Below are 14,683 nucleotides of genomic sequence, written 5' to 3'. Positions count from 1 at the left end.
CTAGCGCATTAACGAGTGATATAGTTTCCAATGAGCCTCGGCACATTGTTCCCAATTAAATTTTTGGGCATGTGCAATTATAGCATCCGCAGGTTGATTCTTTTCATAGTCAGCTAAGCCCTCTTTGAAAACTTTCTTCATGTGGCCGTTTTCAAAATTATCGAAGTAATAAGCCAATTCACCACCTATTTCGGGTAACGAAGTTAATTTAGAGAGAAAGACTGGTTTGCCAAAATTCATAGCTTCAATGGCAGGAATTCCAAAACCTTCTGCTAATGAAGGGAAAAGAAATGCACTGCAGTTATTGTAATACCAATATTTCTCCTCACTGCTAACCGGGCCTACAAGGTGTACCCGATTTTGCACTCCATGTTTGATAGCTTCTTCCCTAATTTTATCAGCGTAACCGCCATCTTCCTTTCCTGCAATAATGAGTTCGAAATCGTTATCTTCTAGCAGGCAAGGTAGGGTGTGGAAGTTTTTTTTGGGAATAACTGTGCCTAAGGAAAAGAGAAATTTTTGTTTTGGTCGATATTTTGGCTGATTAAATTCGGGAAATTTCTCAACTTTTGCACCATTGTAAATTACTGTTATTGGCTTATTTACTTTTAAATGTTTAAGGATATCTTCTTTGGTAAATTCTGATATTGCAATGATATGATCAACTTTATCTATAACCTTTTGGTGCTTTTTAACCTGATTTTTGCGCTTAGCATCTGACTTTTCTTCATGTAAAAAGTTTAAATCATGCACCGTTAATACTTTTATTAACTTTTTATTTGGAGGCAGGTAAGAAGAAATCTGATGAGTGGTGTGCCACAAATCAATATTTTTATTTATCGATGGGAAAATAAATTTATGCAGACTATTTTGAGTGATGAAAGAAGTGCCCTCATCGAAATTGTGCTGGTCTTTTTGGCGTACATAAAGCGAAACTTCATCACCATTTTTTTTTGTCTTAATCAAAGACAAGCCCAGTTGATGGCAATATTCAAATAATCCCGTATACGGATATTTCATCCGTTCACAATCAAAAACAATTTTCATGGATGAATTATTTACTTGGTAGGATCTTATAGTTTTTATATTCGCCAATTCTCCATCCTGTAATCATCTCAATCCTATGCAAAAACATTCGCCTTGGAGATAAATCAATCTTATTGGGATTATGTTTAAATACCCAATCTTGCGCAGCAATTACCGTTTTCATCGTTTCTGGATGAGGCTCTTCAAAAGGAGCTAGAATGTCGGCCACACTTTCAAAATCAAAAGTTTCATAATTTTTATATTGCTCAACTGTTTTTTCCTCAGACTGATAGTACCCAGTGAATCTTTTTACTTTTCCAAGTAGTAAATAAGGGTTACGGCAATAAGAATAATGAAAGATTTTGGCATCTATCCATTTTACATTTAGCTTGCGACTATTGATATTCTTTTGATAATCTTCCAAACTCGGATAGCTTCTGAAACCTTGAGAATCTTTATAAGAATAAAAGTTAGGATTGTTTCTGACAATCCTGATTTCTCTCCGGTGCCATTTTCTGGTTGTACCAATGTGCTTATAATCTCCAATGAAATGAAGGAAATCGAATAAAAATCCTTCTACCTTATTATCATGAAGGTTATCCTCCATGGCTTTTTTTATTTTAGGTAAATCTTTTTCATGAAATACCTCGTCAGATTGTATGTGAAAAACCCAATCTCCCGTGGCGGCCTTTAATCCAATATTAGCTTGTTGTGCAAAAACCTTTCCTCCCTCAATAAGTGAATCATCCCATACGGTATCTATAATTTTAATCTTGTCTGATCCGATAGCTTCAATGGCTTCTCTTGTTCCATCATCTGATTTTCCAACTACTGCAATAAATTCATCACATAAAGGTAATATAGATTTGATAGACTCGATTACTGGATAGCCATACTTAAAACTGTTTCTCATATAGCTAAAGCCACTTACTTTCATGCACGCAATGTTTTTAGATTGTTTCTTGCCAAGTCGATACAATCGTTGAAAAATAAATCTGTTTCTTTGTACAAAGATAGTTTTATTGATGAATACCCATCTATCCATTTTAAGCGAAGTAAAAGCCGGTAATTACAAGACATTAGCGAGAGCATTAACGCTCGTTGAAAATGACATTGCGCCTGCTGATTTAATCCTGAAAAATCTGGATAGCCAGTCGGCTAAAGTGGTGGTTGGTATTACCGGCCCGCCAGGTGCTGGTAAAAGCACCCTGGTTAACGCAATTACAAATCATTTCACTGCTGAAAGCAAACGTGTAGCGATCCTGGCGATCGATCCTACCTCGCCGTTTAATTTTGGTTCCTTGCTTGGCGATCGAATTAGAATGGTCTCACAATTTAACAATCCAAATGTTTTTATTCGTTCGCTTGCAACTAGAGGCGCTTTGGGAGGTATTTCGGCCAAAACTATTGAAATGGTTGATGTGTTAAAAGCTTCGAATTTTGATCTGATTATTGTTGAAACAGTTGGAGTAGGTCAATCGGAAGTCGAAATTGCAGGACTTGCAGATAAAACAATTGTGGTGTTGGTCCCCGAATCGGGCGATGAGGTGCAAAATATTAAATCAGGTTTAATGGAAATTGCCGATTGCTTTGTGATTAATAAAGCCGATAGGGAAGGAGCCGATACGTTTGCCAATAATTTAAAAAAGATCGTTCATCAAGGTGTAAAATCGATACCAATATTAAAAACGGTTGCGGATAAAAACATTGGCGTTGAAGAATTATGTAAATGGATTGCAGAACCCATTAAGGTTTCCAACCAACGAAAAGAATTTCTTTTCGCGGAGAAAGCCTGGCGACTGATTCAAAATCAGAAAATGATGCCTGTAGACAAAAAAAGGCTGCGAGAAGAGATTCAGGCAGCCTTATTAAAAGATGATTTTAATGTTTATCGCTTCGCAGCAGAATTCGCAAAGAAAAGTTAGCCATTTTTATTTCTTGCTGGTTGGACTTTGCGCTGCCGACTTAAGACTTCTTTTAACTATTCATAATACTTTCAATTTCATCAGCCTCTACAGGAATATCAGCCATTAAGTCGATATTGCCATTGGCAGTGATTAAAATATTGTTTTCTAACCGAATGCCCAGGCCTTCTTCAGGGATATAAATACCAGGTTCTACGGTTAATATATTTCCTTCGGCAAATGGCGTATATCGCCCAGCAAAATCATGTACATCTATTCCCAAATGATGAGATGTGCCATGCATAAAGTATTTTTTGTAGGCTGGATAATTTGGATTTTGATTTTTAACATCAGTTGTAGATATTAAACCTAGGTTAACCAGTTGCTCAGACATGATCTCTCCAACCTGTTCATGATAAGTATTCCAAACAGTGTTGGCCACAATGAGCTTAGTAGCTTCCTTCATTACATGCAAAACCGCGTTGTAGACTTCTTTTTGTCTTGGGGTAAATTTTCCGTTTACCGGAATTGACCGGCTCATATCTGCATTGTAATTTGCGTATTCAGCCCCGAAATCAAAGAGAATCACATCGCCGTCTTTACACTCCTGATTGTTATCGTTATAATGAAGAATGTTTGCGTTATGGCCCGAAGCAATAATTGGTGTATAAGCATGTCCTGTTCCGCCCTGCTTTATAAATTCATGAATAATTTCGGCTTCAATTTCATATTCCTTTACGCCAGGTTTAGTAAATTTTAACACCCTTACAAAAGCATCACGTGTAATGGCACAAGCTTTTTTAGTAAGTCCAATTTCAAGCTCTGACTTGACAGCCCTCAAACCACGCATAATTGGAGCGGAGCGCTCGTAATGGTGCAAAGGATATTTGGAGCGCATTTGTTCTATAAAACGAACATCGCGATAGGGAACTGAATGTGCATACCTATCATTTTCATTTGTATTAAGATAAATATTATCCGCATAGTGAACAATGCTGTGCAGAATGTTATCGAAATCTTCTAACCAATAGATGTTTTCTATGCCCGAAGCAGCTCTCGCCTGCTCTTTAGTATATTTATATCCTTCCCAAACCTTAATATAATCGTTGGTCTGTCTTAAAAACAGGACTTCCCTGTACAAAGGATTAGGACAATCAGGATATAGGAGTAATATTGTTTGCTCCTGATCAATTCCAGATAAATAAAATAAATCTGGATTTTGCTTGAAGATAAAATTTTGATCACCACTTCTAGGAAACTCGTCAGCAGCATTGAATATAGCTAATGAATTGTTTTTAAGTTGTTTAGCATAGTTTATTCTGTTTAATATAAAAAGTGACTGATCAATTTGGGGATATTTCATAATAATTACAGTTTTAACAAGGTAATGCTCAAATGTAAGAAAATGATTAATTAGAGAGAAGTTTGGAACGGAGTTTGTATAAAAGTTTGAAAATTTAAATTTTTGTTTAATTTTGCGATTACTAAAAAATTAATCAATTAGATTGTTTACCCTTAAAAAGAAAAAAAGATTATGAATTATTCTACTTTAAAGAAAAGTGTTGCGCTTTCTTTAGTGGCATTAACAGGAGTTGCTACTCTTGCTGTCGCTCAAGATGCACCTGCAACAACTTCTGGCACCAAGGTATTTGGTGGTAGAGGACAGTACAGAACTTGGTCAATCGGTTTGAACGGTGGTGTTCTTATGCCAATTGCTCCAATTAGCAGTAACAATGATTACAACAAATGGGATGTTAACTTAGGTTACGGTTTAAATATCCGTAAACAATTAGGTCACTCTTTCGCTTTAGAATTAAACGGTACTCGTGGTAAAATCTCTGGATCAAATGACGCTACTATTTACGGAGCAGGTTCTACAAACAGAGAATTCGAAACTGAATTACAATATGCTGTTGATTTACGTGGTGTTGTAAACTTAGGTTCTATCGATTTCTTACGTCGTGAGAACTCAGTAGGTTTCTTCTTAACTGCTGGTTACGGTTACATGGCTTATGCACCTAAAGTTACTTTAGCAAACGGTACAGTTATCGATTGGAAAGGTAATGCTGGTGGTAATGCTGATAACGCTAACAACGTAACTAAATCTGGCGACAGAGCTGACTACGTAAAAGGTTTCTATATTCCAGTTGGTGCTGGTGTTAAATTCAAAGTATCTGAGCGTGTTAACTTTAACTTAGGTTACACTATGAACTTTGTTGATGCTGATAACTTAGACGGAACTTACGCAAAAGGTAACTCACAAGATAAATTCTCTTACGGATATGCTGGATTAGAATTCTCTTTAGGTTCTTCTGCAAAACCAAGTTTAGAGTGGTCTAACCCATTAGCTACTATGTACGATGAGTTAAAAGATCCTACTTTACGTCAAGAAGTTGAAGCTTTGAAAAACCGTGTGTCTAACGTTGAAAAATCTGTTGAAGATTTGAAAAAAGATACTGATGGTGATGGTGTTGCTGATCAATTCGACAAATGCCCAGGAACTCCTGCAGGTACTGCTGTTGATGGTTCAGGATGTCCACTTCCTAAAATGGCTCCAGATTCAACTCAGAACTCTAATGTAACTGGTTTCGAAAAAATCGGTTTCGATTTCAACTCATCAGTTTTAAAAACTGAAGCTTATCCAACTTTAGATAAATTATCTTCAGTGTTACGTGAAAACGGTGGTAAAGTAACTGTAAACGGTTACGCTTCAAGCGAAGGTACTGCTGCATATAACATGAAATTATCTAAAGACAGAGCTAATTCTGTTAAAACTTACTTAGTAAATTCTGGTGTAAACGCTAGTCAAGTTGCTACTAAAGGAATGGGTGAAGCTAATCCAATTGCTTCTAACGATACTGAAGAAGGTCGTATCCAAAACCGTCGTGTTGAAACTTCTAGAAACTAGTATTTCAATATAAAGTTTAATAGAAAGTCCCGATGCAAATCGGGACTTTTTTTATGCCTTTTAATTTTCTGTATAAAGCTTTTTATCTAAGTTTGTATCATGTATTTCTTCAGGAAAAAAGATCCTAACAGGCCAAATAACATCAACATCAAAATTATGCATCTCATCAATGCATTGGCGATCATTATCTTTCTTGCAGGTATAATCTATAAAGTCGTTCAATGGCTTTCTAAATAAAATTTATGAAAAAAATCATCACTACTACAAATGCTCCAGCTCCGATTGGGCCATATAGCCAGGCGGTACAAGCTGGCAATTTTTTATTTGTTTCAGGTCAGGTAGCCATTAATCCAGAAAATGGAGAACTAAATTTGGTTAACATCGAAGAAGAAACCCATCAGGTAATGCGCAATTTGAAAGCAGTGCTTTTAGAGGCCGGATTATCTTTTGATAACGTTGTAAAATCAACTATTTTTCTGTCGGATATGGGTACCTTTGCTCAGGTTAATGAGATTTACGGACAATATTTTACAGCTGATTTCCCGGCTCGTGAAACTGTTCAAGTATCTGTATTGCCTAAAAATGTGAATGTAGAGATTTCTGTAATTGCGATCGTTCAATAATTTTGGCGACCGCTAAAACGAAATACTTTATAGCTGGCATTATACCCTACATTATCTGGGGTACAATGTCTATCCCATTACGGAACATTAAGGGTTTCCCACCTCAAGAGATTCTTTATTACAGGATATTTGTTTCTATTGTAACAGTATGGACAATTATTTTACTTTTCAGGAGAGATGCCTTAAAAAATGATGTTAATTTTTTTAAGAATTTAACATCATCCAGTAAAACCAGATTCTTGTTATTAACTGTTCTTTCTGCCTTCTTAATAACGGGCAATTGGTTTACATACATCTATGCAGTGAACAGTGTAAGCTTAAAGGCTGCCGCTTTTGCTTATATGGTTTGTCCTCTTATCACCGCCTTGTGTGGGTTTGCTATCCTTAAAGAACAACTTGCCAGGACTAAAGTAATAGCACTGATTATCGCATTTATAAGTATTGTGTTGTTGGCCACAGGTTCTTTAACTGAAGTGCTTTGGGCAATACTTATCGCATCATTTTATGCAGTTTATGTTATTGTGCTAAAAGTAATTAAGGGTATTGATAAGTTCAATTTTTTAGGCCTTCAATTAATTTTATCAGGCCTGATGATGTTGCCCATGTATTTGTTTACGGAAAATACGTTTCCTGCTGATGCTTTTTTCTGGTCGCATATATTTTTAATTGCTGCGGTATTTACCATTATTCCACTCTTTTTAAACGCTTATGCTTTACTGGGAATGCCATCATCGGCGTTAGGTATTTTAATCTATCTAAATCCTATCGTAGCTTTCGCAGTTGCCTTCTTCTATTTTAAGGAACCGATAGATGTGCATCAGCTTTTCGCCTATTTGCTATTGCTGTTGTCGATTGTTATTTTTAATGCACAATTGCTAAAAAGCATTGTTTACAAAAAAGCTTAGAAATTTGTTTCAGTCGATTTTAGATACACCAATTGAGTTTATAAAAGGCGTGGGACCAAGTCGTGCCGATGTTTTGAAAAAGGATTTAGGTCTTTTCACTTTTCAAGATATGCTTTCGCACTATCCTTTTCGCTATATCGACCGTACCCAGTATTTTAAAATCAATCAAATAAATCCGGATTCACAATATATTCAGATCATTGGTCGTGTAATCAGCAAAAAGGTTATCGGCGATAAAAGAACGAAGCGGATTATAGCTGTTTTCAAAGATGAAACGGGTATCATGGAACTGGTCTGGTTTCAAAGTTTGAAATGGGTAGATGATCACATTACCGTTGGAACGGCTTATGTGGCCTTCGGCAAACCGACTTTATTTAACGGAACCTTCAGTATTTCCCATCCAGAAATGGAGCTTTACCAAAACAAACCTGTAGGTAGGGGCAATTTAACGTTACAGCCCGTTTATAATTCTACGGAGAAACTAAAAAAGTTTACATTAGATTCTAAAGGTATTCAGCGTTTAATTGCTGGCCTGCTCGATCAGGTTATTAAAGAGGTTCCAGAGAACTTACCTCAGTATATCATTGATAAATATCAGTTGCCGGATAAAAGAAAGGCTTTGCTGAGTATTCATTTTCCAAAAAATCAGCAGGATTTAAACGCTGCGGAAAGAAGATTGAAGTTCGAGGAGCTTTTTTTATTCAGCTTCAATTATTGCATAATAAGCAGTTAAGGCAACTAAAATTCAAAGGGGTAACTTTTGATAAGGTGGGCGAAAAGGTGAATCGGTTTTATAAAGAATTTTTGCCATTCGAACTAACGAACGCCCAGAAGCGTGTTGTTAAAGAAATTAGAATCGATACCCAGCGTGGGGTTCAAATGAATCGCTTAGTTCAGGGCGATGTAGGTAGTGGCAAAACAGCCGTAGCCTTGATGAGTATGCTTTTAGCAAACGATAACGGTTATCAAGCTTGTATGATGGCCCCAACCGAAATTCTGGCTCGACAACATTTTGCATCCATTACAGAATTGGTAACTGATGATTTGGTGAAAGTGGCCATCCTCACTGGAAGCACTAAAAAAAAGGAGCGGACAATCCTGCATGAGCAACTGGAGAATGGAGAAATAGATATTCTGATCGGAACTCATGCCTTAATTGAGGATAAAGTGCAATTTAAAAATCTCGGTTTGGTAGTTATTGATGAACAGCATCGCTTTGGGGTAGAGCAGCGGGCGAAGCTTTGGCGGAAGAACGTCATCCCGCCACATATTTTAGTGATGACCGCAACGCCGATTCCACGTACGCTGGCAATGACGCTCTATGGCGATCTCGATGTTTCAATCATTGATGAATTGCCTGCTGGAAGAAAACCTATTGAAACCAGGCACTTGTTTGAAGGCCAGCGACTGAGAATGTTCGGGTTTATGAAACAGGAGATTGCTAAAGGCCGACAGGTTTATATCGTTTACCCGTTGATCAAAGAAAGCGAAAAGTTGGATCTTCTGCACCTCGAGGCCGGCGTAGAGCAATTAAGCTATCAATTTCCTCGTCCGGATTATCAAATTAGCATCGTACATGGACAGATGCCAAATGCGGATAAACAATTTGAAATGCAGCAGTTTATTGATGGAAAAAGCCAGATTATGGTGGCTACGACTGTGATTGAAGTTGGCGTGAATGTTCCCAATGCCTCTGTTATGGTGATTGAGAATTCTGAGCGTTTCGGGCTTTCTCAATTACACCAATTACGCGGTCGAGTTGGCAGGGGAGCAGAGCAATCCTTCTGCATTTTGATGAGCGGAAATAAACTCAGTAAGGAAGGTAAAGTTCGGTTAGAAACCATGGTGCGAACCAATAATGGTTTCGAAATATCAGAAATTGACTTGCAACTTCGCGGTCCGGGCGATATTTCAGGAACCCAACAAAGTGGTGTACTCGATTTGAAGCTGGCAGATTTGGCCAAGGATCAAATTATTCTATCTGAAGCTAGAAATACAGTTATCGAACTTTTTTCAAATGATCCACAATTGGAAAAACCGGAGAATAGGGTTTTGAAACTGCATTTGCAAAAATTAGAAAGAGGCATTTCTTTTGACAAGATCTCTTAGCATCATATCCTGGTAACGTTTTTAATCTGAATTTAATTCATTTGCGATTTTTAATTTTTCAAACATTAGTTTTGTAGGAAATATTTTCTCGTGGCAGATTCAGATTCCAACCCCATTATAGTTAAACAAGATCCATTCGCAGCATTACGTTTTAAAGAATTTCGTTCTTTTTTAGGAATGCGTTTTTTCTTTACGCTGGCGTACCAGATGCAGGCGGTAGTTATCGGGTATCATATTTATGATTTAACCCATGATGCATTAAAGCTTGGTTTAGTAGGTTTGTGCGAAGCAATCCCTGCGATCGGAATTGCCCTCTATGGAGGTTATATTGCCGATAAAAGTGAAAAACGGGGCTTGCTGATTAAAATATTTTCTGGCGTATGGCTTGCTTCGGTGCTCATGCTCATTATTACCAGTAAGTATTTGAATCTGAAAGAAGATCTGATTGTCCTGATCATGTACGGTTTAGTTTTCTGTATCGGTTTGGCTCGTGGCTTTTTCGGACCAGCGACCTTTTCATTGATGGCCAATATTATTCCAAAGGAACTTTACCCGAATTCGAGCACCTGGAGCAGCAGCAGCTGGCAGCTGGCCACCATTATTGGTCCTTTACTTGGTGGACTCATAAATTGGCTTTGGGGCATTACCGCTGCCTATAGCGTTATCGTTTTTCTGGTTTCGGTTTCACTGGTTTGTATCTTCACTTTTAAAAAACATCCGGCCACCTTTGCGCCAACACAAAATATCTTTCACAGTTTAAAAGAAGGAATTCAGTTTGTTTTTAAAACTAAAATGATGGTTTGGGCAATGAGTTTAGATCTTTTTTCTGTGTTTTTTGGTGGTGCAGTTGCACTGCTTCCTATTTTTGCAAAAGATGTTTTTCATTTAGGCTCCTTCGGACTCGGGATGATGCGTGGAGCAGCCTCATCTGGGGCGGTGATTACGATGCTTTTGATGACTAGATTTTCGCCTATGGGCAAGCCGTGGAGAAATTTGCTCATTGCTGTAACAGGCTTTGGCTTGAGCATTATTTGTTACGGCCTGTCTAGAAACTTCTACCTCACGCTTTTCTTCTTGTTTTTAGAAGGATCTTTTGACAGTGTCAGTGTAATTATCCGTCAAACCATCATGCAGCTGCTTACACCCGATCATATGCGGGGTCGCGTTTCAGCGGTAAATAGCATGTTCATTGGCTCTTCAAACGAGATCGGCGAGTTTGAATCGGGTTTAACTGCGAAATATATGAAACTAGTTCCTGCCGTAGTTTTTGGCGGGAGTATGACTATCGGAATTGCTTTTATTACCTGGTTAAAAACTAAATCTCTTACCAAATTGAGTCTGCAGGATATCAATGAGCAAACCGCTAAAGGTTAATTTATAAATATTTTGAAAACTTTCGTCACTGCTGCTATTGAGCTGTGGTCCTTCCTTTCCTGCAATCCTTTTGTGTTGGTTAGTGCTGATTGGGTTAATGTCAACAACAAAAAGGATTTTCGTACAGTCAGGTTTAGCTAGGCGGGCATTTTGCAATTAAAAGATAGGAATACGTAAAGCTATTTATGCGCTCGTTAGAAACGAGCGCAGGCTTTAACTTGTGAAAAACCAGCGCTGGGGTAAGTTCGGGATAACTGTATGGCTGTAAATGATAGGAATCGTTTAACTATTTTGCAATCGTTAGAAACTCGCGCAGGCGCAAGCGTTAAAGGCTTTCTACAAAACGAAATGCATTGCAAATTAAACCCGTATTCTATGGTTTTTGCAAATAAATTTTAAAATATTTAGGCAGCATTATAAAGATCTTTCTTATAGGGTCTGTCTTTCAATACTGCTGCAAAAGCTCTGCTGACCAGTTTGTTTCTCAATACGTTTAGAACAGCTGAATGATGCTTTCCTTCTTGTATCTTTCTGTCATAATACCTTTTGAACTCATTATCCTTTTTGATTGTGTTGAGCGCACACATGGTAAGTAGTGTTTTTATTCTTTTATTTGCCAGGTGGCTAACCTTTGGTTTCCCCTTTAGTGTTGTTCCAGAGGTATTTCCGAAAGGGGCAATACCACAATAACAGGCAAACTTCCTGGGATCCTCGAACAGACTGAATCCTTGCGTAAGGACCACGATAAACATCGCTGTCTGAGGCCCTATACAGTATACGGAGTTGACCAGACGATATTGCTTTTCAAGTAGTTTGTCCGCTTTTACACATCTTATAAGTTCCGCTTCAATCATGTCAATTTTCTTGTCATATTCTTTGATCAGTGACTTCCTGATCTCCAATGTAAAATCCGCTGAATCTCCATCGAAAGCTTCCAGCTCTCCACTTGCGTTTTTTAATGCCGTCTGTTGCTTCACAAGCTGCTTTCTACAGCTCAATAAATGCTTTAGCTTGCTTATGGTTTTGCTCGGAAGTTTAAAAAGAACAGCTTTGCGCCTATGTAAAAAACCATAGTTGGCTATTTCGGCAGCATCTGCCTTATCAGATTTGCCACGTTTTAGACCAAGGGAGCGCTTAAGCCTCAGGGCGTTCTCAACCCAGAGATTTCCGCCCTGTCCGTCAAAATAGGTGCAGATAGGAAGTGTGTAGAGTCCGGTATCCTCTGCGCAAAAAAGCATCTCAGCAATCGAAAGGCCGGTAAGCTCCTGCATCCAGGCCACCATTTCCTTACAGCCTTCCTCATTGTTGCTAAAGGTGCCATGAAACTGCTCATCAGGATTTTCAGTAAGAAAAAACACTACATCTGTTTTCATTTTTGAAACATCGATGCCCGCAAATAATCTGTAATTCATAACTTTGGGTTGTTAAGTGGAAAAAACAAACCTTAATGTTGAATAAAACTAAATCCCTTAACGGTCCAGCGAAGACTAAAATTCTATATGGTTCTTGTTCAACAAACGGCAGTGCTCTGATACGGGTTTTAGGTCTTTAACCTAGATCGAGCCAAAGTGCAGCACTGCCGTTAAGGTTTTATTCAAATCTCAAATATTTCTAAGAATATTCAAACCTAAGGGATGGTACGGAAAGCCGCTATTTTTCATAGCGCTTGGAGGTACAGCGGGACAGAAACCAACCGAAGTATTCCTGCTATTGCTTTCCAAATCTTTAATCTATTCAAACCTGGAAAAAAGCAAAAAAGCTAAAACTTTCTATTCTTCCCCCAGATTAAATAAATAATTGAACCTAAAAATGGAGCTAGCAATATGATTACAAACCATAGTGCTTTTACGGGGAAGAGCATTCCTTTGTTCCGGGAGATATGATAAAGTGCAGTTAAAATTAGCGCCAACCATAAAATGGCGCCAATTATAATGATTATGCCAATTTCGTTGCTTTCAATTTGTGCTACTAACATAGGATGAAGTTTTATTATACTTCAACAATTCTTTCGCCAATTTGTTGTCGCCACATGGCTTGATACAATCCGTTTTGAGCGATCAAGGCTTCGTGGGAACCTTGCTCGATGATATGTCCTTTCTCCAAAACGTAAATGACATCTGCATGTTTGATGGTTGATAAACGGTGGGCAATCAATATCGTAATGTGATCGGTTAAGTCGGATACAGAACGGATGGTTTTGGTAATTTCTTCTTCTGTGATAGAATCCAACGACGATGTAGCTTCGTCAAAAACTAAAATATCTGGTCGGCGAAGTAAAGCCCGGGCAATAGATAACCGCTGTTTCTCGCCTCCGGAAACTTTAACACCTCCTTCACCAATTAGAGAGTCCAAACCTTTGTCGGCTCTGGCCAGCAAAGTTTGACAAGCTGCTTGGTTTAAAACCTTAAAACACTCCTCATCGGTTGCAGTTGGGTTTACAAAAAGTAAATTCTCTCTGATGGTGCCCGAGAATAGCTGCGTATCTTGTGTTACAAAACCAATTTTTTCTCTCAGCGCATCTAAATCAATATCATTACTAGGTGTGCCGTTATATAAAATTTCACCTTCTTTAGCTGGATAAAGGCCAACTAACAACTTTACCAAAGTTGACTTTCCTGCTCCTGATGGACCAACAAAGGCAATGGTTTGCCCACTCTGCGTTTTGAATGAAATGTTTTCTAAAGCGTTTCTGTTCGCCGTTTGGTGTTTGAAACCGACATTGCTAAAAGTTAAATCCTTAATTTTATTGATGGAAATAGGGTTCTCTGGTTTTTTATCAATTGGCGTACTTAATATTTTTTTGAAATTACCCAGTGAAACCTCTGCTTCACGCCAGGCCAGAATTACGTTTCCAAGCTCCTGCAGTGGGCCGAAAAGGAAAAATGAATAGAACAAGAAAGTTAAATATTGGCCAGCAGTAATGGCATTATCGAAAATAAGCAACAATAAAACCAAGATCATCGTACTGCGAACCAGGTTTACAGTGGTCCCTTGAACAAAGCTCATACTGCGAACATATTTTACCTTTTTCAACTCCAGGCCTAAAATTTTGTAGGTGGTTTTATTCAAACGTTCAATTTCCTGATCGGCCAAACCTAAACTTTTTACCAGTTCAATGTTTCTCAATGATTCAGTAGTAGAACCCGCCAAAGCGGTTGTTTCGCCAACAATGGAGCGTTGGATGGTTTTTATTTTGCGGCTTAAAAACCAGCTTACAAAACTGATAATTGGAATAGCCGTAAAGTAAACCAGTGTTACTTTGTAGCTGATGGAAACAGAATACACGATAACGAAAATCATCCCGATTAAACTCACAAACAAAATACTGATGAAAGAGGTAATGAATTTCTCAGAGTCTAAACGTACTTTTTGTAAAATGCCCAAGGTTTCGCCACTGCGCTGATCTTCGAAAACCTGGTAAGGTAATTTTAAAGAATGCTGTAAACCGTCAGCATACATTTTTGCGCCAACTTTTTGAACGATAACGCTAGTGAAGTAATCCTGAAAGTTTTTAGCGATACGCGAAACCATTGCTGCGCCAATGGCCAGGCCAATTAATCCGAGCGAGCCCCATAGGTATTGGCTATAAGTTAATTTATCTTTTTGATTGATGAATTTGTCTAAAATTCTTCCGGTGATATATGGATCTAAAAGTGAAAAGCCAATATTTAAACCTGCAAGCAATAGCGCTAAAGCGACAATCCACTTGTGGTTTTTCAGGTAGTCTAATAATAATCCCATTAAAGTTTTGTTGTTTGTAGTGCAAACATAAAAAAGGGAACGGATAAAAATCCATTCCCTTTTTTTATGACTTTTTGGAAAGATACAGTCTAT

General features: G+C 38.0%; 12 protein-coding genes and 1 pseudogene. 7 read left to right on the top strand and 6 right to left on the bottom strand.

Annotation, left to right across the window (positions count from 1 at the left end; all coding sequences use genetic code 11):
* Complete coding sequence (locus ACZZZC_RS23105; protein ID WP_463484213.1) at positions 1 to 1,047, bottom strand: glycosyltransferase family 4 protein; 1,047 nt, start codon at positions 1,045 to 1,047, stop codon at positions 1 to 3.
* A 7-nt stretch (positions 1,048 to 1,054) separates the two neighbouring features.
* Positions 1,055 to 1,963: a glycosyltransferase gene (locus tag ACZZZC_RS23100; protein ID WP_463484212.1), complete on the bottom strand. Its 909-nt coding sequence runs from the start codon at positions 1,961 to 1,963 to the stop codon at positions 1,055 to 1,057.
* A gap of 88 nt (positions 1,964 to 2,051) precedes the next feature.
* Between ACZZZC_RS23100 and meaB the strand changes: the two genes are divergently transcribed.
* Positions 2,052 to 2,951, top strand: coding sequence for a methylmalonyl Co-A mutase-associated GTPase MeaB (gene meaB / locus ACZZZC_RS23095; protein ID WP_463484211.1), 900 nt, complete (start codon positions 2,052 to 2,054; stop codon positions 2,949 to 2,951).
* Between the two features lie 52 nt (positions 2,952 to 3,003).
* On the opposite strand, the gene ACZZZC_RS23090 is transcribed toward meaB, so the two are convergent.
* Positions 3,004 to 4,293 (bottom strand): aminopeptidase P family protein, encoded by a 1,290-nt coding sequence (locus ACZZZC_RS23090; protein ID WP_463484210.1) that lies wholly within the window; start codon positions 4,291 to 4,293, stop codon positions 3,004 to 3,006.
* 171 nt (positions 4,294 to 4,464) lie between these two features.
* On the opposite strand from ACZZZC_RS23090, the gene ACZZZC_RS23085 reads away from it, so the two are divergent.
* From ACZZZC_RS23085 to ACZZZC_RS23060, 6 genes and pseudogenes are all read left to right on the top strand, one after another.
* Positions 4,465 to 5,838 carry an OmpA family protein gene (locus ACZZZC_RS23085; protein WP_463484209.1) on the top strand — a complete coding sequence of 458 codons (1,374 nt, stop codon included), beginning with the start codon at positions 4,465 to 4,467 and terminating at the stop codon, positions 5,836 to 5,838.
* 99 nt (positions 5,839 to 5,937) lie between these two features.
* On the top strand, positions 5,938 to 6,075 hold the full coding sequence (locus ACZZZC_RS23080; protein ID WP_463484208.1) for a DUF6728 family protein: 138 nt from the start codon (positions 5,938 to 5,940) through the stop codon (positions 6,073 to 6,075).
* Between the two features lie 5 nt (positions 6,076 to 6,080).
* On the top strand, positions 6,081 to 6,461 hold the full coding sequence (locus ACZZZC_RS23075; RefSeq protein WP_463484207.1) for a RidA family protein: 381 nt from the start codon (positions 6,081 to 6,083) through the stop codon (positions 6,459 to 6,461).
* Between the two features lie 2 nt (positions 6,462 to 6,463).
* A complete protein-coding gene (locus ACZZZC_RS23070) occupies positions 6,464 to 7,366 on the top strand; it encodes an EamA family transporter (protein WP_463488212.1) in 903 nt (300 codons plus the stop codon).
* A 4-nt stretch (positions 7,367 to 7,370) separates the two neighbouring features.
* A pseudogene (gene recG, locus ACZZZC_RS23065) lies at positions 7,371 to 9,475 on the top strand (ATP-dependent DNA helicase RecG).
* 90 nt (positions 9,476 to 9,565) lie between these two features.
* Positions 9,566 to 10,849: an MFS transporter gene (locus ACZZZC_RS23060; RefSeq protein ID WP_463488211.1), complete on the top strand. Its 1,284-nt coding sequence runs from the start codon at positions 9,566 to 9,568 to the stop codon at positions 10,847 to 10,849.
* A 404-nt stretch (positions 10,850 to 11,253) separates the two neighbouring features.
* On the opposite strand, the gene ACZZZC_RS23055 is transcribed toward ACZZZC_RS23060, so the two are convergent.
* From ACZZZC_RS23055 to ACZZZC_RS23045, 3 genes are all read right to left on the bottom strand, one after another.
* Complete coding sequence (locus ACZZZC_RS23055; protein ID WP_463483753.1) at positions 11,254 to 12,261, bottom strand: IS110 family RNA-guided transposase; 1,008 nt, start codon at positions 12,259 to 12,261, stop codon at positions 11,254 to 11,256.
* A 347-nt stretch (positions 12,262 to 12,608) separates the two neighbouring features.
* Complete coding sequence (locus tag ACZZZC_RS23050; RefSeq protein ID WP_056851107.1) at positions 12,609 to 12,824, bottom strand: PLDc N-terminal domain-containing protein; 216 nt, start codon at positions 12,822 to 12,824, stop codon at positions 12,609 to 12,611.
* A 14-nt stretch (positions 12,825 to 12,838) separates the two neighbouring features.
* Positions 12,839 to 14,590 (bottom strand): ABC transporter ATP-binding protein, encoded by a 1,752-nt coding sequence (locus ACZZZC_RS23045; protein WP_056851106.1) that lies wholly within the window; start codon positions 14,588 to 14,590, stop codon positions 12,839 to 12,841.
* Positions 14,591 to 14,683: the final 93 nt, after the last annotated feature.

This window comes from Pedobacter sp. AC212, assembly GCF_979258625.1.
This window is presented reverse-complemented; position numbering and strand designations above follow the sequence as displayed.